The following is a 17,518-nucleotide window of genomic DNA, read 5'->3' as shown; positions in this document are numbered from 1 at the left end:
GGGCCGCCGGGCCGATCGTCTCGGGGGCCTGGCACCCTCGGTGTGTGAGCACCGCGCCTTCCCCCTCCCCCACTCCCCGTCCCACCCCGGGCGGCACCGACCGCTTCCCCACCCCACGCGCCCGCAACCCCGTCGGCAGCCACGTCGCCGTGGCCGGCGGGCTCGCCGCCAAGGGGCTGGCCTACGCCCGTGAGATCGGCGCGGAGGCCGTCCAGGTCTTCGTCGCCAACCCGCGCGGCTGGGCGACCCCGGCCGGCGATCCGCGGCAGGACGAGGCGTTCCGTACGGCCTGCGCGGACGAGGGCATCCCGGCCTACGTCCACGCCCCCTACCTGATCAACTTCGGCTCGCACACCGAGGCCACGGTCGAGTCGTCCGTGGCCTCGCTGCGGCACTCGCTGCGCCGCGCCCGGCAGATCGGCGCCTTGGGCGTGGTGGTGCACACCGGCTCGGCCACCGGCGGCCGCGACCGCGCCACGGCGCTGGCCCAGGTGCGGGAGCGGATGCTGCCGCTGCTGGAGGAGCTGGACCCGGGCGAGGACTCGGAGGACCCCTGGCTGCTGCTGGAGCCGACCGCCGGCCAGGGCGCCTCGCTGTGCTCGCGCGCGGAGGACCTCGGCCCGTACCTCGACGCCCTGGAGCGGCACCCCCGGCTCGGGATCTGTCTGGACACCTGCCACGCCTTCGCCGCCGGGCACGACATGGCGGCCGAGGGCGGCATGAAGGCGCTGCTGGACGAGGTGACGGCGGTGGCGGGCGAGGGGCGGCTGCGCCTGGTCCACGCCAACGACTCCCAGGACGTCGCGGGCGCCCGCCGGGACCGTCACGCGAACATCGGGGCGGGGCACATCGGGGCGGAGCCGTTCCGCGAGCTGCTCCGCCACCCGGCGACCGCCGGCGTGCCGCTGGTCATCGAGACGCCGGGCGGCCGGGAGGGGCACGCGGGGGACGTGGCGCGGCTGAAGGACCTGCGCCGCTGACCGGACGCCGGCGGCGGCCCGGGGCTACGGCTCGGGGCCGTCGCCCGGTTCCTCCTGGTAGGAGTAGCGCTGCTCGCGCCAGGGGTCGCCGATGTTGTGGTAGCCCCGCTCCTCCCAGAAGCCCCGGCGGTCGGCGGTCATGTACTCCACGCCCCGCACCCACTTGGGGCCCTTCCAGGCGTACAGGTGCGGCACGACCAGCCGCACCGGGAAGCCGTGCTCGGCGGTGAGGGGCTCGCCGGCCCGGTGGGTGGCGAAGACCGTGTGGTCGGCGGAGAAGTCCGACAGTCGCAGGTTCGCGCTGTATCCGTACTCGGCCCAGACCATCACATGGGTGACCTCGGGCGCGGGCGGCGCCAGTTCGAGGATCGTACGGGCCTTCACTCCGCCCCACTCGACGCCCACCATGCTGAACCGGGTGACGCAGTGGAGGTCGCCGACCACGGTCTCGTAGGGCAGCGCCGAGAACTCCTCGTGGTTCCAGCGGTACACGCCGCCGTCGGCGGTGGCTCCGAAGACGCGGAACTCCCAGCGCTCGGGCCGGAACCTGGGCACCGGGCCGTAGTGCGTCACCGGCCAGCCGCGCTGGAACCGTTGCCCCGGCGGAAGCTGCGGTTGTTCCCCTTCGCGGCTTTCCGGCTGCACCATGCCTCCATGGTGACAGACCACGGAGAGTGTCGGTGACCGCGTCCGGTGCCGCCCACGGCGCCACCAGAGGAGATCATTCACGGCAAACCGGGCAAGAGTTCACTTACTGGACCGCAGTACGGTACCGGTGCGAAGATGCGCCCATTCCACCACAGTCCCCCACGATCCCCCACGGAAGAGAGGCGCCGGCATGCAGGGCGACCCCGAGGTCATCGAATTCCTCAACGAGCAGCTCACCGCCGAACTCACGGCGATCAACCAGTACTTCCTCCACGCCAAGCTGCAGGAGAACAACGGCTGGACGAGGCTCGCGCGGTACACGCGGGCGGAGTCGTTCGACGAGATGCGGCACGCGGAGCGGCTGACCGACCGCATCATCTTCCTGGAGGCGCTGCCCAACTACCAGCGGCTCTTCCACGTGCGGGTGGGCCAGACCGTCACCGAGATGTTCCAGGCGGACCTCCAGATCGAGGTCGAGGCGATCGACCGGCTCCGGCGCGGCATCAAGGTGATGCGGGCCAAGGAGGACATCACCTCGGCCAACATCTTCGAGGACATCCTGGCCGACGAGGAGCACCACGTCGACTACCTCGAAACCCAGCTCCAACTGATCGAGAAGCTCGGCGAACCGCTGTACATCGCCCAGCAGATCGAGCAGCCGGACTCCGACTCCTCCGACTGAGGGATTCCGGCCGGGGCCCGGGCGTCAGGCCGCCGCGACGGTCCGCGCGGGCTCCGCGGAGGAGGCCGCGGCGGCGGGGGCCGCGGGGACGGAGGGCACGGCGGGTGCGGCGGGTGCGGCGGGCACGGTCTCGGGGGCGGCCGGGGCGCCGGCCGCGAGCCGGTTCGCGGCCTCGCGCCGCGGGCACGTGCCGCGGCCCAGCAGGCCCTGGATGCGGCGGACGCAGGAGCCGCAGTCGGTGCCCGCCTTGCTCGCGGAGGCGATCTGACGCGGAGTGCAGGCACCCGCCGCCGCGTGTTCGCGGATCTGCTCCTCCGTGACGCCGAAGCACGAGCAGACGTACACGCGGTTCACCTCCGCCGAAGCAGCCGGACAAGGGTCGGGTCCCCACCCGAGTGGGTGAGGTAAACCTTACCTTACCTGTGCCGCACCGACCGGAACAGGCCCGTGGGGCGCGGACCGATGTGATCCGCGCCCCACGGGTGCGCTGCCGTGCCGTGCGGAGGCTCACCGCCGGCGCGCCGACGGCTCACTGGTCGCGGTACATCTCCGCGACGAGGAACGCCAGGTCGAGCGACTGGCTGCGGTTCAGCCGCGGGTCGCAGGCGGTCTCGTAGCGCTGGTGGAGGTCGTCGACGAAGATCTCGTCGCCGCCGCCCACGCACTCGGTCACGTCGTCGCCGGTCAGCTCCACGTGGATGCCGCCCGGGTGGGTGCCCAGGCCCTTGTGGACCTCGAAGAAGCCCTTGACCTCGTCCAGCACGTCGTCGAAGCGCCGCGTCTTGTGCCCGCTGGCCGCCTCGAAGGTGTTGCCGTGCATCGGGTCGCACACCCAGGCGACCTGGGCGCCGGAGGCCGTGACCTTCTCCACCAGGGTGGGGAGCCTGTCGCGGATCTTGTCGGCCCCCATCCGGGTGATGAACGTCAGCCGGCCCGGCTCGCGCTCCGGGTCCAGCCGCTCGATCAGCGCCAGGGCGTCCTCGGGCGTGGTGCTCGGCCCCAGCTTGACCCCGATCGGGTTGCGGATGCGGGCGGCGAACTCGATGTGCGCCCCGTCCAACTGCCGGGTGCGCTCGCCGATCCAGACCATGTGGCCGGAGACGTCGTACAGGTTGCCCGTACGGGAGTCCACCCGGGTCAGCGCGGACTCGTAGTCGAGGATCAGCGCCTCGTGCGAGGAGTAGAACTCGACGGTCTTGAACTCCTCCGGGTCCACCCCGCAGGCGTTCATGAAGTTCAGCGCCCGGTCGATCTCCCGGGCCAGGGCCTCGTAGCGCTGCCCGGAGGGGGAGTTCTTCACGAAGTCCTGGTTCCAGGCGTGCACCTGGCGCAGGTCGGCGTAGCCGCCGGTGGTGAAGGCGCGCACCAGGTTCAGCGTCGCGGCGGACGCGTGGTACATGCGCTTGAGGCGCTGCGGGTCCGGGGTGCGGGCCTCGGCGGTGAACTCGAAGCCGTTGACGGAGTCACCGCGGTAGGAGGGCAGGGTCACCCCGTCGCGGGTCTCGGTCGGCTTCGAGCGCGGCTTGCTGTACTGCCCGGCGATCCGGCCCACCTTCACCACGGGCACGGAGCCGGCGTAGGTGAGCACGGCACCCATCTGGAGCAGCGTCTTGAGCTTGTTCCTGATCTGCTCGGCGGAGACGGCGTCGAATGCCTCGGCGCAGTCACCCCCCTGCAGCAGGAACGCCTCGCCCTTGGCGACGGACGCCATCCGCTCCCGCAGCTGGTCGCACTCACCTGCGAAGACGAGCGGCGGATAGGACTCGAGCTCGGCGATCACATCGCGCAGAGCCTCGGGGTCCGGCCAGTCGGGCTGCTGCGCCGCGGGTAGGTCTCGCCAGGTGTTGACACCGGCGTCGGGATTGGCGTTCACGGTCACGCACCCAGATTACGGGCTGCCCTCCGGTGCCCACCCCCCTGACCGAAGGGTGAGACGAGGGAATCGGGGACGGGTGGGTCCGGTAGGGTGCGGAACATGTTCGCGCAGACGACGCCGGCGGCCGTCACGGCCGCCGCCTGGTGGTGGCCCGCTTCTCCGGCGGCCCACTGACGCGCGCACTCCACGAAACGACGCGAAGGCCGCCCGAGGGGCGGCCTTCGTCGTGTCCGCACGGGCACCCGGAGCGTGGGCCGTTCCCTCCCGACGGAAGGAAGGACCCCGCCATGGAGAACCCCGAGCTGCCCGACCACCCCGAGCACCCCGAGCACCCCGAGCAGCCCCGGACCGCACGGGCCGCCGAGGACGCCGCGAGCGCCCTGGTCGCACGGTTGCTGGACGACGACTGCCCGCCCTTCGCACTGCTGCGGCGGCGCACCCCCGGCCGGGACGAGCACACCGTGGAGGTGCTGATCGGTCCGGTCGCCGAGGTGGAGCGCCTGGCCGACATCCCCGTCGGGGAGACGCCCACCCTCGCCCTGGTGCCGTTCCGGCAGATCCGCGAGCGCGGCTTCGAGGCGACCGACGACGGCACCCCGCTGGCCGTGCTCGTCCCCACCGAGACCCGCGAACTCCCCCTGGACGCGGTGACGGCCGCGCTGCCCCGGCACGCGGTCCAGGTCGACGACGGCGGCTTCGACCTCTCCGACGAGGCGTACGAGGAGATCGTGCGCCGGGTCGTCGAGGACGAGATCGGCACCGGCGAGGGCGCCAACTTCGTCGTCCGCCGCACCTACCGGGGCGTGATCGAGGGCTACGGCCGGGCCGACGCGCTGGCCCTGTTCCGACGGCTGCTGGTCGGGGAGCGCGGGGCGTACTGGACGTACGTGGTGCACACCGGCGACCGGACGCTGGTGGGGGCCAGCCCCGAGGTCCACGTCCGGATGAGCGGCGGAACCGTGGTGATGAACCCGATCAGCGGCACCTACCGCTATCCCGCCGACGGGCCGACCGTGGAGGACCTGCTGACGTTCCTCGGCGACCGCAAGGAGACCGAGGAGCTGTCGATGGTCGTCGACGAGGAGCTGAAGATGATGTGCACCGTCGGCGACATGGGCGGGGTGGTGGTCGGTCCGCGGCTGCGGGAGATGGCCCATCTGGCGCACACCGAGTACGAGCTGCGCGGCCGCAGCACGCTCGACGTCCGGGACGTGCTGCGCGAGACGATGTTCGCCGCGACCGTCACCGGCAGCCCGGTGGAGAACGCCTGCCGGGTGATCGAGCGGTACGAGGACGGCGGGCGCGGCTACTACGCGGGCGCGCTGGCGCTGCTCGGACGGGACGGCGGCGGCGCCCAGACGCTGGACTCGCCCATCCTCATCCGCACCGCCGACATCGACGCGGCCACCGGGCGGCTGCGGGTGCCGGTGGGCGCCACGCTGGTGCGCGCCTCCGACCCGGCGAGCGAGGTCGCCGAGACCCACGCCAAGGCGGCCGGGGTGCTGACCGCGCTGGGGGTGCGTCCCGGTCCGGCGCGTCCGCAGGACGCCCCCGCGCGGCCGGGGTTGGCGGACGACCCGCGGGTGCGGGCCGCCCTGGACGCGCGGCGAGCCGACCTCGCCCCGTTCTGGCTGCGGATGCGGACCGCCGAGGACCGCGGCACGGTCCGCGGCGAGGTGCTGGTGGTCGACGGCGAGGACACCTTCACCTCGATGCTGGCGCACCTGCTGCGCTCCACCGGGCTCGAGGCGACCGTGCGACGGTACGACGAGCCGGGGCTGCGCGAGGCGGCGCTCGGCCACGCCGGCCCGGTCGTGCTCGGTCCCGGCCCCGGCGATCCCCGGGACGCGGCCGACCCCAAGATGCGGCTGCTGCGCTCGCTCGCCGCCGACCTGCTGCGCGACCACCGGCACGGGCTGTTCGGGGTCTGCCTGGGGCACGAGCTGATCGCCGCCGAGCTGGGGCTGGCCCTGGTCCGCAAGGACGAGCCGTACCAGGGCGCGCAGGAGCGGATCGACCTGTTCGGCACCGAGCGGACCGTCGGCTTCTACAACTCCTTCACCGCGCGCTGCGACGAGGCGACGGTGCGGGAACTGGCCGCGAACGGGGTGGAGCTGAGCCGCGACCCGGCCGTCGGGGACGTCCACGCGCTGCGCGGCCCCCACTTCGCCGGGGTGCAGTTCCACCCGGAGTCGGTGCTGACGCTGGAGGGCTCGGCGATCGTCGCCGAGCTGCTGGCCGCGGTCCTCGTCCGACCCGGCGTCCGACCCGGCGTCCGACCCGGCGTCTGACCCGGCGTCGGGCGGCACCGGTGGAAGGGGGCCGGTGCCGCCCGACGGGGGCCGGCCGGCCGGGGAAGGGAGCCCGTCGGCCGACGCCTGCCGACGTCAGCCGAAGAAGACGCTGGCCTCCCGGTACAGCTCCGGGTCGACCGTCTTGAGCGAGGCGGTCGCCTCGGCCAGCCGCACGCGGGTGATCCGGGTGCTCCGCAGCGCCGTCATCGAGCCCCAGTCGCCCTCGTGCACCGCGTCGATCGCGTGGAGGCCGAACCGGGTGGCCAGCCAGCGGTCGAACGGGCTGGGCGAGCCGCCGCGCTGGATGTAGCCGAGCACGGTGGTGCGGGACTCCTTGCCGGTGCGCCGCTCGATCTCCTTGCCCAGCCACTCGCCCACGCCGGAGAGCCGGAAGCGGGACTCGCTCCCCGGCAGCGGGGTGACGCCGGGCAGGGCGATCTCGTCCGGGGTCGGCAGGGCGCTGTCGGCGATGACGACGATCGGGGCGTAGGTGGCGCGGAAGCGGGACTCGACCCACTCGCACACCTTCCCGACGCTGAAAGGCTGCTCGGGGATGAGGATGCAGTTGGCGCCGCCGGCCAGGCCCGCGTGGAGGGCGATCCACCCGGCGCTGCGCCCCATCACCTCCACCACCAGCACTCGCTTGTGGGACTCGGCGGTGGTGTGGAGGCGGTCGATGGTCTCGGTGGCGACGCCGACGGCGGTGTCGAAGCCGACGGTGTAGTCGGTCAGGGGGATGTCGTTGTCGATGGTCTTGGGGACGCCGACGAGGGGGACGCCGTGCTCCTCGGCGAACCGGGCCGCGATACCGAGCGTCGCGGTGCCGCCGATCACGATCAGCCCCTCCACCCCGTGACGGGCGAGGGTGCCCAGCACCCGGTCGGCCCCCTCGTCCTCCTGGAAGGGGTTGGTGCGGGAGGAGCCCAGGATGGTGCCGCCGCGGGGCAGGGTGCCGCGCACCGCGGGGATGTCGAGCGTCACGGTCTCGTCCCGCATGACGCCGCGCCAGCCGTCGCGGAAACCGACGAAGTCGTCGCCGTACTCCTGCACGCCCTTGCGGACGATCGCGCGCAGCGCCGCGTTCAGCCCGGGGCAGTCGCTGCCACCGGTCAGCACTCCGACCCGCATGAGATTCCCTTCTCCGCCTGGATTCCCGGATTCCGGCATCCTCCGGCTTCCCCGGCGCGGGTTCCCCCGAACCCGGCGGGCCACCGGCCGTCCGCCCCGGTCACGCTAGTGGCCGCGTGCCCGGGAGGGACGGCGGAGCGCCGGGAAGACATCGGGAAGGAACCGGGAGGACGTCGGGAAGGCGCCGGGGAGGAGCCGGGGCGGGGAGGCGGGGATCAGGCGTCGTCCAGGCCGCGCTCGATGGCGTAGCGCACCAGTTCCACGCGGTTGTGGAGCTGGAGCTTGCCGAGGGTGTTCTGCACGTGGTTCTGCACGGTGCGGTGCGAGATCACCAACCGCTCGGCGATCTGCTTGTACGACAACCCCTTGGCGACCAGCCGCAGCACCTCGGTCTCCCGCTCGGTCAGCCGCGGCGCGGCGGGCTCGTCGGGCGTCTTCGGCTCGGACCGACCGGCCAGCCGCCGGTACTCGCCGAGCACCAGCCCGGCCAGGCCCGGGGTGAACACCGGATCGCCGGCGGCCGTGCGGCGCACGGCCTCCAGCAGCTCCTCGGTGCTCGCCGACTTCACCAGATAGCCGGTGGCCCCGGACTTCACCGCCTCCAGCACGTCCGCGTGCTCGCCGCTCGCGGAGAGCACCAGCACCCGCGGCGCGGAGGCCGCGCCGGAGCCGGAGCCCGAACCCGAGCCGACGAGCTGCCGGCACACCTCGACGCCCGGCAGGCCGGGCAGGTTGAGGTCGAGGATCAGCACGTCCGGCTCGGTGGCCCGCGCCCGGCGCACCGCCTGGGGGCCGTCCCCGGCCGTGGCCACCACCTCGAAACCGGCCTCGGCCAGATCGCGGGCGACCGCGTCCCGCCACATCGGATGGTCGTCGACGACCATCACCCTCACGGGCCGCAGCCCGTCCCGCTCACCGGCCTCGCCGGTCGTCTCGCTGGTCATCCTTGGGCACCCTCAACTCGACTTCCGTTCCCTGCCCCGGCACCGACACCAACTCCGCGCTGCCGCCCAGGTCCCGCAGCCGTCCGCGGATGGACAGCGCCACGCCCATCCGCCCCTCGGCCTCGGCGTCCTCCAGCCGCCCGGGCGGGATGCCGGGCCCGTCGTCCCTGACGGTCACCACCACGGCGTCCGGTTCGTCCTCCAACAGGATCCACGCCTGCGCCTCCTCCCCCGCCGGGCCCCGGGCGTGCCTGCGCACGTTGTCCAGGGCGGCGCCGACCGCCGCCGCCAGCTCCCTGGCCGCCGTGGCGGGCAGCGGCACCGGGGCCCCGGGCTCGGCGAAGGACACGCGGGTCCCGGCGTACGCGGACAGCAGCGCGCGCACGTCGCACGTCCCGTCGGAGGACGTTTCACCGGAGCGCGTCCCGTCGGTCTCCGCGAGGGCCCCGGCCGCCTCGACGGCGGTGCCGGCGCGGGGGGCGGGGACCTCGGGCACCACACCGCTGGAGACCAGCGTGCGCAGCGCCGCCTCCTGCTCCCCCGCCAGCCGCCCCAGCTCGGCCGCCTCGCCTCCGATGGCCGCACCGCGGCGCTGCACCATGGCCAGCACCTGGAGCACGCTGTCGTGGATGTCGCGGGCGAGGCGTTCCCGCTCGCGGGTGGCCGCCTCGATCCGCAGCGCCCGCGCGAGGGTGCGCTCGCTGGCGCGGGCCACCTCGACGACGTAGCCGATGGCGATGCTGGCGATGCACACCAGCAGCACGTTGTGGACGGTGTCCTGCGCGAAGCCGCCCGCCGCGATCACGTTGGCCACGCCGACCAGCGCCGAGGCGCCCGCGGCCCACCGCCACCCCTTCTTGACGGCGAAGCCGAGCACCGCGCCCGCCGTCCATATGGTCGGCAGGGTGGGGCCGCCCGCGTCGATGCGCTCGGCGGTGTCCACCAGGGGCGTCAGCAGGATGCCGGTGACGGCGACGGCCAGGTCGACGGCGAGGAACGGGAGGGTGCAGCGCTCGGCGGAGGAGACCCGCCGGACGGTCGCGAGCGTCCACACGGCGAGGACGGCCAGGTAGGCGCCCGCGCCCAGGGGATGGACGTACGCGTCGTACGCGTGGACGTACAGCGCCAGGGCGTACCCCATGGTGAGCACGCGGTACGCGGTCAGCGCGCTCCACAGCGGCTGTTCGACCGACATCCTCGCGGCCATTGCCTCCCCCGATCCCCCCGCGGCGCTCAGGCCGCCTTTCCCGGTCCTCCCGGAGCGTCGGCCCCCTTGGCCTTCGCCGTCCTCGCCGCCCTCTCCGCCTTCTCGGCCTTCTCCCGCTCGGCGATCTGCCGCTTCGCGGCCGTGGCGTAGATGTCCACGTACTCCTGGCCGGAGAGCTTCATGATCTCGTACATGACCTCGTCGGTGATCGACCGCAGCACGAAGCGGTCGCCCTCCATGCCCTGGTAGCGCCTGAAGTCCAGCGGCCTGCCGATCCGGATGCCGGGCCGCATCAGCTTCGGGACGACCTTGCCCGGCGGCTGGATCTTCTCGGTGTCGATCATCGCGACCGGGATGACCGGCGCCCCGGTGGCCAGCGCCACCCGCGCCAGGCCGCCGGGCTTGCCGCGGTAGAGGCGGCCGTCCGGGGACCGGGTGCCCTCGGGGTAGATGCCGAACAGCTCCCCGCGCTCCAGCACCTGGATGCCGCTCCTGATCGCGGCCTCGCCGGCGCCGCGCGCGCCCGAGCGGTCCACCGGGAGCTGGCCGACGCCCTTGAAGAACGCGGCCGTCAGCCTGCCCTTGACGCCCGGGGTGGTGAAGTACTCGGCCTTGGCGATGAAGGTCACCTTGCGGTCGAGGACGGCGGGCAGGAAGAAGGAGTCGCAGAACGACAGGTGGTTGCTCGCCAGGATGGCCGGTCCCTCGGCCGGAACGTTCTCCAGCCCCTCCACCCAGGGGCGGAAGGCGAGCTTGAGCCCGTTCCCGATGGAGAGCTTCATGACGCCGTACAACAACCGAGGAACCTCCTGTGTCTCGGGGAGACCTTATCTCGCCCCGCCCGTGCGCCCCCGCCCGATCCGGTTCCCACGCCGTCGTCCGGCCTACCCGGTCACCCTCCGCACGCGTAGGGTGGCAGCACTCCCGCTCACCGCCTCGCCCGCCCGGCGGGGCGGTGGCGAGGTCCGTCCACCGAAACGGAGTCCACGTGCCCCTGCTTCCCGGTGCCGAGCCGCTGCGCCACGACGGCGGCGAGGTCGGCGTCCTGTTGTGTCACGGTTTCACCGGTTGTCCCCAGTCGCTGCGTCCCTGGGCCGAGTACCTGGCCGAGAGGGACCTGACGGTCTCTCTGCCGCTGCTGCCCGGTCACGGCACCCGCCGGCAGGACCTGGCCGTCACCGGCTGGCAGGACTGGTACGCCACGGTGGACCTGGAGCTGCGCGCGCTGCGCGAACGCTGCGAGCAGGTCTTCGTCTGCGGCCTGTCGATGGGCGGGGCGCTGGCGCTGCGGCTGGCCGCCCGGCACGGCCGGGCGGTCGACGGCGTCGTGGTGGTCAATCCGGCGATGACCCTTCCTCGCCTCCAAGGCTACGCCCTGCCGGTCCTGCGCCATCTGGTGCCTTCCACCCGAGGCGTCACCGGCGACATCGCCAAGGAGGGCGTGACCGAGGTCGGCTACGACCGGGTGCCGCTGCACGCCGCCCACTCCCTGTGGCACCTGCTGCGGGTGGTGCGCGGGGAACTGCCCCGGGTGACCCAGCCGCTGCTGCTGTTGCACAGCAGGGTGGACCACGTCGTGTCACCCTCGGACTCGGCGCTGGTCCTGAGCAGGGTCTCCTCGCGCGACGTGACGGAGACGGTGCTGGAGCGGAGCCTGCACGTGGCCACCCTGGACCACGACGCGGAGCGGATCTTCGCGGACTCGTACGGATTCATCACCCGCCTCACAGCGAGGAAGACGGCACGTGACGGAGCGTGAGCACAACCGCGGCGAGGGTCCCGAGCCCCTGGACGAGGAGGCCGCCTGGGCCCGGATCGTGGCCGCCTACGGCGAGGAACCCGCCGACCCGCCGGACGTCCGGCCCGGGGACGGCGGCCTCGACGACCGCGAGGACGGGACCGACGGCGACTCGCCCGACCGGCGCCGGGCCGCCGGCGCGGACGTCGGGGAGCCCGCGACGCGCAGTTTCACCGTGTACGCGGCGGGTTCCGGGCCGCGCGACTGGCGTCCCGCCGAACCGTCCGACGACGACTTCGACGAGGACGAGGAGGGCCACTTCGTCCCGCCCGAGCCCCCGCCGCTTCCCAAGGGGGACACCACCACCCGGTTCGCCTGGCTCGCGGTCCTGGGCGGTCCGCTGCTGCTGGTGCTCACCGTCCTGTTCCAGCAGGACGTGACGTGGTGGATCACCACGCTGGGCGTCGGCGGCTTCCTCGGCGGCTTCGCCACCCTGGTGATGCGGATGCGCGACGACGAGGACGACGAGTTCGACGATCCGGGGCGCGGCGCGGTCGTCTGACCCCCTTTGTCGAGCTCCGTCGAGTTCCCGGCCCGGGTCAGACGGCGCCCCCGGGGCCGGGGTCGGCGGGGACGCGCAGGGCGGCCAGGACCGGCAGGTGGTCGGTGGCCGCCCGCAGGTCCGCCTCGGTGACGCCCGGCAGCCCGACGGGCACCCCGCAGCCCAGCACCTCCACCGCCTCGGTGACGAGGACGGCGTCGATGCGCTTGCGGGGCCCGTCGGCGGGCGAGGTGTGCTCGCCGCCCCACGGGCGGGTGGCCCAGCCGTCCCGGAGCGTCCCGGCCAGCCGGCGGAAGGCCCGGCCGTCGGGTTCGTCGTTGAGGTCCCCGGCGACGACGCCCGCCGCCACGCCCATGCCCGCCAGCCGGTCCAGGACCATCCCGGCCTGGGCGTACCGCTCCCTCTCCGCCAGGCTGAGGTGACAGCTGATCACCGCCAGCCGGGCGGACGGCCCGAAGCGCAGCACCGCCGTGGCCAGACCGCGGCGGTGGAGGCCGGGGGTGTGCGGCAGCAGGACGTCCTCGCCGCGCTCCACGTGGGCGCGGAGCGAGGTCAGGATCATCGGCCCGGTGGCGGTCGCCCCGCCCGTGACGTACACCAGGTCCGCGGCCCGGGCGAGGCGGGCCGCGTGTTTGCGCCAGCGGAAGAAGCGGGGCGCCTCCTGGACGCAGACGATGTCGGGGGCGCAGGCCCGGATGACCCGGACCAGCGCCTCCGTGTCGTCGCGCAGGGAGCGGACGTTGTAGCCGAGCAGCCGGACCACGGCCGAGCCGTCGGGCTCGGTGCGGGAGGCGGGCAGGTCCTCCACCGCCACGGGCGCCGCCGCGGGCCGCTCCTCCCCGGTGCCTCCGGCCGCCGTGCTCATCCGCGCCCCCGCGCCCTCAGCCCTGGCGCGCCAGGTCGGCCGCGCCCACCAGACCGGCCTTGCCGCCGAGTTGGGCGGCGAGCACCTGGGCGTGCGGACGCCACCGGCTGCCCACCAGCCAGCGGCGGTAGGACTTGCGGATCGGTTCGAGGACGAGGTCGCCCTCGTCCGAGACGCCGCCGCCGACGATGAACGCGGACGGGTCGAACAGGGAGGCCAGGTCGGCCAGGCCCGCGCCGGCCCAGCGGGCCAGCTCGCGGAAGGAGTCGACGGCCACCGGGCAGCCCTGCCGGGCGGCCTGGCTGACGTGCCGGCCCTCGATCCCCTCGGGGGTGCCGTCGCCCAGGGAGAGCAGGATCTCGGCGTTCTCGGGGGTGGCGACGGCACGCTGCTTGGCGTAGCGGACCAGGGCGCGGCCCGAGGCGTACTGCTCCCAGCAGCCCTGGTTGCCGCAGCCGCACAGCAGGCCGTCGGGGACGACCCGGATGTGGCCGAACTCCGCCGCGACGCCGAAGCGTCCGCGGTGCAGCCTGCCGCCGATGATGATGCCGCCGCCCAGGCCGGTGCCCAGGGTGATGCAGACGACGTCGTCGTGGCCCTGGCCCGCGCCGAAGCGGTACTCGCCCCAGGCCGCGGCGTTGGCGTCGTTCTCGACGACGACGGGGAGGTCGACGCGCTGCTCGACCTTGTCCTTGAGCGCCTCGTTCCGCCAGTCGATGTTGGGGGCGAAGAGGACGGTGGCCCGCTTGTCGTCGACGTAGCCGGCGGCTCCGATGCCGACCGCCTCGATCTCGTGCCCGGTGCTGACCGTGCGGACCGCCTCCGCTATCGCGTCGATGACGCCGTCGGCGGTGGACGGGGTGGGCACCGTGCTGGTCTCGAGGATCGCGCCCTCTTCATCGACCACGCCGGCCGCGATCTTCGTACCGCCGATGTCGACGCCGATGGTGAGTCCCATGTGTCCCTCAGTTACTTGGTCGATCCCCGCTGTGCACAACCGTACCGGAGGGCGGGGGTCGAAACGGACTCGGTTCCGGCCCGCTCGGGGCCGGTCGGGGCCCCGTGCGGGCCGGACCTCAGTCGAGGTCGATCCTCTCGGAACCCGTGGGGCCGTCCTCTCCGCGGCTCTCGCCCCGGCCCTCGCCGTCCCTCCCGCTCCGGTCCGGCTCGCTCCGCTCCCCCTCGTCCGGTCCGGCGCTCCCCGAGGTCTCCTCCGGGGCTCGTTCCGGGGTCCGTTCCGAGGCGGCGTCGCTCCGGTCCGCGGCGTGTCGGGTCCAGCGCCGCTCCTGGTCCTCCACGGCGGCGCGGTAGGCGGCCAGCAGCTCGCCGCCCGCGGCGGCGAGGTGGTCGAAGACCTTCGGATTGCGCTCGACCACGGGTTCCACCACCGCCTTGGCCTGTGCGACGACCTGGTGGAACACGTCCCGAGCCGTCGGGCCGGTCAACGGGGCGCCGAGTTCGGAGAGTTTCCCGGCGACCGCCTCGGCGAGGCGGCGCAGCTCCTCCGCGGCGCTGCCGGGCGGGGTCCCGTACCGCTCGCGGCGGCGCTCCCGCTCGGCGGCGAGGTCCTCCTCGCAGGCGGCGGCCCAGGCGTCGGGATCGGCGTCGGCGGGGCGCTCGGTGGCATCGCTCATGGCGGGCTCCTGGGACGGTGAACTGCGGCGGGGCCACGGTACGGCCGCGGCACCGCCGGCCGGAACCCCGGCCGGGTCGCGGGGCCGTGGCCGTCCGGGCGGACGGCCCTTTCCCTCGACGTTACCCGAACGTCCCCTCGCCGTTGAGTGCGCCGAGCGGTGCCGGTCGGCCGGGGCGGGCGCTCAGTCCCGTTCCGGCCACAGCCCCGGCTCGGGCGCGAAGCGCACCGACAGCTCGCCGTCCGCGAGCCGGGCTCCGGTGACCGTGCAGCGGCGCAGCGCGGAGGGCAGCGGCAGCACCCGCCGGAACGGTCCGGTGGTGACGACCACCTCGTTCCCGCGCCGCACCAGCGTCAGGGTCTCCTTGGTCGCCCCGGGCAGCGGCAGCCGCCACAGCAGCACGCCGTCGGTGTCGAGCCGGTCCTCCACCGTCCACGCCTCCCCGGCCGCGGCGGGGGCGTGCCGGGCCGGCGGTTCGGCGATCCGGTCGGCCAGTTCGCCGAGGTCGTCCAGGCCCTCCGGGTGCCGGCCCAGGTGCGGCAGCCCGTACAGGGGCACCGCGTCGGCCGGGAGTCCGCCCCCGAGGTCGTCCAGCGCCTTCCGCTGCCGGGCCGCCAGGTCCGCCAGCCAGGGGTCGGGCGAGGTGTCGGGCAGCAGCCGGTTGGCGATCACGGCGTCCACGGTCAGCCCGTGCAGCGCGAGTCCGGCGCGGACGGCGCGCAGGGCGCGGACGGCCGCCGGCCCGGGGTCGAGGACCAGCCGCACGGTGGTCTCCGGCGCCTCGATCAGCTCCTGTACGGCGGCGAGGTCGCGATCCAGGCGTCCGGCGGACTCGTACAGCGACCGCGCGGGCATCGGCACCCCGGCGAGCTGGGCCAGGACCGGCCGCAGCGCCCGGGCCGCCTGCCGCTCGGGCGGCAGCAGCCGGCGCAGCCAGCGCCGCGTCTGCTCGGGCAGGGCCAGGGTCCGTACGGCCCGCTCGGCCGGCGGCATGTCCACCACGAGCAGGTCGTACCCGGGCTCCGAGGCGTGCGCCCGGCGCAGCGCGCGCAGCAGGGCGAGGGCGTCGGCGCCGGGCGGTTCGGCCAGTTCGTCGTCGTCCAGCGGTTCGGCGCCCAGCAGGTCCAGGGCGGAGCGGGCGCGTTCCTGGAGGGCCACGACCCGGGCCCGGAAGTCGGCCGCGGGGTCGATCCGGGCGAGGCGCAGGCCGGGGGCCACCTCGCGGGGCCCGTCGTCGGCGTCCGCGGTCGCCCCCGCGGCTCCGACGGTTCCGACGTCCTCCCCGTCCGTCACGTCGAACAGGGCTCGGAGCAGGCCGGGGTCCTCGGCGCTGAGCAGCAGCGTCCGGTGTCCGCGGCGGGCGGCGGCCAGCGCGGTGGCGGCGGCGACGGTGGTGCGTCCGGTGCCGCCGCCACCGGTGACCAGGACCGTGCGCGTACGGGGAGCGCTCAGGACCGGCCACCGCTCTCGACGCGCCTCTTCAGCCCGGCCAGGGCCCGGTCGATGATGACCTTCTCGGCCTTGCGCTTGATCATGCCGAGCATGGGGATCTTCACGTCCACGGTGAGCTGGTAGGTCACCTCGGTGCGGCTGCCGCCGTCGAGGGCCGTGAGGCTGTACACGCCGTCCAGGGTGCGCAGCATCTGGGACTTCACCAGGGACCAGCGGACCTCGTGGGGGCCGACCCAGTCGTAGGCGAGGGTGTGCTCGTCCCGGATGGCGCCCGCGTCCAGCAGCAGCCGGACCTGCTCGGCCCGGCCCCGGTCGTCGGTGGAGAGCACCTCGGCCTCCTTCACCTCGCCCGTCCACTCCGGGTAGCGGGCGAAGTCGGCGATCACCCCCATCACCTCGGCGGGTGTCGCCTCGATGACGATGCTCGACCTGGTGTGTTCGGCCATCCCTGTGGCTCCTCCGCTTGCTGCGCTCGGCCGGTGATCCGCTGCCGTCTGCGGTGGAAGGCTACCGCGCGCCGCGCGCCGGTCGGCCGCCGTCCCTCACCACTCCAGCACCCAGGGCCGGCCGGTGGCGTTGAAGTGGCCGACGTTGACGCACTCGGTGGGGCCGATCCGGGTCCGCCGCACCAGGGGCTGGTGCACGTGCCCGAAGAGGGCGTACCGCGGGCGCGTCCGGTGGATCGCCTCCAGCAGCGCCTCGCTGCCGCGCTCGAAGCGGCGGGCGACGGTGTCGTAGCACAGGTCGGGCACCAGGGGCGGGATGTGCGAGCACAGCACGTCGACCTCGCCGAGCGCGGCGACCTTCGCGGCGTAGGTCTCCTCGTCGACCTCGTAGGGCGTGCGCATCGGCGAGGGCAGCCCGCCGCCGACGAAGCCGAAGCGCAGGCCCCCGATCTCGACCGTCTGCCCGTCCAGCACGGTGGTGCCCTCCCCGGCGTACTCCGGCCACAGGCGCGGCACGTCGACGTTGCCGTAGGTGGCGTAGGTGGGGGTCGGGAAGGCGGCGAACAGTTCGGCGTACTGGCGGCGCACGGCCCGCTCCAGGGCCGCCGCGCGGTCGATGCCGGTCCACAGCCGGGCGGACAGTTCGCGGGCCTCGTCGTAGCGGCGGGCGGTGCGCAGCTCGACGTACCGGCTCGCGTTCTCCGCTCCGAACAGGTCGGGGAAGATGCCGCGGGTGTGGTCGGCGTAGTCGATGAACAGCACGAGGTCGCCCAGGCAGACCAGCGCGTCCGCCCCCTCCCCGGCCGAGGCCAGGTCCCGGCTGTTGCCGTGCACGTCGCTCACCACGTGGACTCGCATGACGCCACCCTAGGCTCCGCGGCCGGGCGCGTGGAGTCCCCGCGCACCCTGTCGACCTGCGGTGATCCACCGCCCGTCCGACGGGTGGACTACGCTGCCCCCAGACACGTCCGTGGTGTGTGACGCACCGAACATCTCGGCGCCACCCCTACCCCGAGTCCCGTACCGATGGGTAACGTCCTTGGCCGTCCCCCTCAAGACCCC

Annotated in this window: 18 protein-coding genes; 5 read left to right on the top strand and 13 right to left on the bottom strand. The window is 74.1% G+C overall.

What is annotated here, in order from left to right:
• Window positions 1-149 precede the first annotated feature (149 nt).
• Complete coding sequence (locus tag ABD335_RS14625) at window positions 150-980, top strand: deoxyribonuclease IV (protein WP_425583644.1); 831 nt, start codon at window positions 150-152, stop codon at window positions 978-980.
• 24 nt (window positions 981-1,004) lie between these two features.
• Here the strand turns inward: ABD335_RS14625 and ABD335_RS14620 are convergent, their stop codons facing one another.
• Window positions 1,005-1,628: a sulfite oxidase-like oxidoreductase gene (locus ABD335_RS14620; RefSeq protein WP_344322768.1), complete on the bottom strand. Its 624-nt coding sequence runs from the start codon at window positions 1,626-1,628 to the stop codon at window positions 1,005-1,007.
• A gap of 190 nt (window positions 1,629-1,818) precedes the next feature.
• On the opposite strand from ABD335_RS14620, the gene bfr reads away from it, so the two are divergent.
• Window positions 1,819-2,310 carry a bacterioferritin gene (gene bfr, locus ABD335_RS14615; protein ID WP_344322767.1) on the top strand — a complete coding sequence of 164 codons (492 nt, stop codon included), beginning with the start codon at window positions 1,819-1,821 and terminating at the stop codon, window positions 2,308-2,310.
• A gap of 24 nt (window positions 2,311-2,334) precedes the next feature.
• Here bfr and ABD335_RS14610 read toward each other — a convergent pair whose 3' ends face one another.
• Both ABD335_RS14610 and ABD335_RS14605 read right to left on the bottom strand, forming a co-directional pair.
• Complete coding sequence (locus ABD335_RS14610) at window positions 2,335-2,655, bottom strand: (2Fe-2S)-binding protein (RefSeq protein ID WP_344322766.1); 321 nt, start codon at window positions 2,653-2,655, stop codon at window positions 2,335-2,337.
• Window positions 2,656-2,839: 184 nt separating this feature from the next.
• Window positions 2,840-4,189 carry a class II 3-deoxy-7-phosphoheptulonate synthase gene (locus ABD335_RS14605; protein ID WP_344322764.1) on the bottom strand — a complete coding sequence of 450 codons (1,350 nt, stop codon included), beginning with the start codon at window positions 4,187-4,189 and terminating at the stop codon, window positions 2,840-2,842.
• A 284-nt stretch (window positions 4,190-4,473) separates the two neighbouring features.
• Between ABD335_RS14605 and ABD335_RS14600 the strand changes: the two genes are divergently transcribed.
• Entirely contained in the window at window positions 4,474-6,477 is a 2,004-nt protein-coding gene (locus ABD335_RS14600) for an anthranilate synthase family protein (protein WP_344322763.1), read from the top strand.
• A 96-nt stretch (window positions 6,478-6,573) separates the two neighbouring features.
• On the opposite strand, the gene ABD335_RS14595 is transcribed toward ABD335_RS14600, so the two are convergent.
• The 4 genes from ABD335_RS14595 to ABD335_RS14580 form a co-directional block, all read right to left on the bottom strand.
• A complete protein-coding gene (locus ABD335_RS14595; protein ID WP_344322762.1) occupies window positions 6,574-7,608 on the bottom strand; it encodes an ATP-dependent 6-phosphofructokinase in 1,035 nt (344 codons plus the stop codon).
• A gap of 215 nt (window positions 7,609-7,823) precedes the next feature.
• Window positions 7,824-8,552 carry a response regulator gene (locus ABD335_RS14590; RefSeq protein WP_344322761.1) on the bottom strand — a complete coding sequence of 243 codons (729 nt, stop codon included), beginning with the start codon at window positions 8,550-8,552 and terminating at the stop codon, window positions 7,824-7,826.
• The gene (gene macS / locus ABD335_RS14585) at window positions 8,521-9,759 is read right to left on the bottom strand and encodes a MacS family sensor histidine kinase (protein WP_344322760.1); all 1,239 of its coding nucleotides are present in this window, start codon (window positions 9,757-9,759) and stop codon (window positions 8,521-8,523) included. The genes ABD335_RS14590 and macS overlap by 32 nt, the downstream gene beginning before the upstream one ends.
• Window positions 9,760-9,785: 26 nt before the next feature.
• The gene (locus ABD335_RS14580) at window positions 9,786-10,556 is read right to left on the bottom strand and encodes a lysophospholipid acyltransferase family protein (RefSeq protein ID WP_344322758.1); all 771 of its coding nucleotides are present in this window, start codon (window positions 10,554-10,556) and stop codon (window positions 9,786-9,788) included.
• Between the two features lie 191 nt (window positions 10,557-10,747).
• Here ABD335_RS14580 and ABD335_RS14575 point away from each other — a divergent pair, with 191 nt between their 5' ends.
• Window positions 10,748-11,518, top strand: a complete 771-nt coding sequence (locus ABD335_RS14575) for an alpha/beta hydrolase (RefSeq protein WP_344322757.1) — start codon at window positions 10,748-10,750, stop codon at window positions 11,516-11,518.
• Window positions 11,505-12,059 (top strand): hypothetical protein, encoded by a 555-nt coding sequence (locus tag ABD335_RS14570; protein WP_344322756.1) that lies wholly within the window; start codon window positions 11,505-11,507, stop codon window positions 12,057-12,059. The genes ABD335_RS14575 and ABD335_RS14570 overlap by 14 nt, the downstream gene beginning before the upstream one ends.
• A gap of 37 nt (window positions 12,060-12,096) precedes the next feature.
• Here ABD335_RS14570 and ABD335_RS14565 read toward each other — a convergent pair whose 3' ends face one another.
• From ABD335_RS14565 to ABD335_RS14540, 6 genes are all read right to left on the bottom strand, one after another.
• Entirely contained in the window at window positions 12,097-12,924 is an 828-nt protein-coding gene (locus ABD335_RS14565) for an endonuclease/exonuclease/phosphatase family protein (RefSeq protein WP_344322755.1), read from the bottom strand.
• Between the two features lie 16 nt (window positions 12,925-12,940).
• Window positions 12,941-13,882, bottom strand: a complete 942-nt coding sequence (locus ABD335_RS14560) for an ROK family glucokinase (protein ID WP_344322754.1) — start codon at window positions 13,880-13,882, stop codon at window positions 12,941-12,943.
• Between the two features lie 118 nt (window positions 13,883-14,000).
• Entirely contained in the window at window positions 14,001-14,558 is a 558-nt protein-coding gene (locus ABD335_RS14555; RefSeq protein ID WP_344322752.1) for a DUF5304 family protein, read from the bottom strand.
• 183 nt (window positions 14,559-14,741) lie between these two features.
• On the bottom strand, window positions 14,742-16,010 hold the full coding sequence (locus ABD335_RS14550) for an ArsA family ATPase (protein ID WP_344323048.1): 1,269 nt from the start codon (window positions 16,008-16,010) through the stop codon (window positions 14,742-14,744).
• Window positions 16,007-16,456, bottom strand: coding sequence for an SRPBCC family protein (locus tag ABD335_RS14545; protein WP_344322751.1), 450 nt, complete (start codon window positions 16,454-16,456; stop codon window positions 16,007-16,009). Before ABD335_RS14545 ends, ABD335_RS14550 begins: the two co-directional genes overlap by 4 nt.
• A gap of 96 nt (window positions 16,457-16,552) precedes the next feature.
• Complete coding sequence (locus ABD335_RS14540) at window positions 16,553-17,314, bottom strand: metallophosphoesterase family protein (protein WP_344322750.1); 762 nt, start codon at window positions 17,312-17,314, stop codon at window positions 16,553-16,555.
• Between the last annotated feature and the right edge of the window lie 204 nt (window positions 17,315-17,518).

Source organism: Streptomyces macrosporus, assembly GCF_039533145.1.
In the GTDB taxonomy this organism is placed as follows: Bacteria; Actinomycetota; Actinomycetes; order Streptomycetales; family Streptomycetaceae; genus Streptomyces; species Streptomyces macrosporus.
This window is presented reverse-complemented; position numbering and strand designations above follow the sequence as displayed.

What these genes read in the sequence shown, in the direction of transcription:
- ABD335_RS14545 (WP_344322751.1), bottom strand. Translation starts at nt 16,456, where the DNA reads ATGGCCGAACACACCAGGTCGAGCATCGTCATCGAGGCGACACCCGCC.
- ABD335_RS14600 (WP_344322763.1), top strand. Translation starts at nt 4,474, where the DNA reads ATGGAGAACCCCGAGCTGCCCGACCACCCCGAGCACCCCGAGCACCCC.
- ABD335_RS14540 (WP_344322750.1), bottom strand. Translation starts at nt 17,314, where the DNA reads ATGCGAGTCCACGTGGTGAGCGACGTGCACGGCAACAGCCGGGACCTG.
- macS (WP_344322760.1), bottom strand. Translation starts at nt 9,759, where the DNA reads ATGGCCGCGAGGATGTCGGTCGAACAGCCGCTGTGGAGCGCGCTGACC.
- ABD335_RS14595 (WP_344322762.1), bottom strand. Translation starts at nt 7,608, where the DNA reads ATGCGGGTCGGAGTGCTGACCGGTGGCAGCGACTGCCCCGGGCTGAAC.
- ABD335_RS14620 (WP_344322768.1), bottom strand. Translation starts at nt 1,628, where the DNA reads ATGGTGCAGCCGGAAAGCCGCGAAGGGGAACAACCGCAGCTTCCGCCG.
- ABD335_RS14555 (WP_344322752.1), bottom strand. Translation starts at nt 14,558, where the DNA reads ATGAGCGATGCCACCGAGCGCCCCGCCGACGCCGATCCCGACGCCTGG.
- ABD335_RS14590 (WP_344322761.1), bottom strand. Translation starts at nt 8,552, where the DNA reads ATGACCAGCGAGACGACCGGCGAGGCCGGTGAGCGGGACGGGCTGCGG.
- ABD335_RS14565 (WP_344322755.1), bottom strand. Translation starts at nt 12,924, where the DNA reads ATGAGCACGGCGGCCGGAGGCACCGGGGAGGAGCGGCCCGCGGCGGCG.
- bfr (WP_344322767.1), top strand. Translation starts at nt 1,819, where the DNA reads ATGCAGGGCGACCCCGAGGTCATCGAATTCCTCAACGAGCAGCTCACC.
- ABD335_RS14560 (WP_344322754.1), bottom strand. Translation starts at nt 13,882, where the DNA reads ATGGGACTCACCATCGGCGTCGACATCGGCGGTACGAAGATCGCGGCC.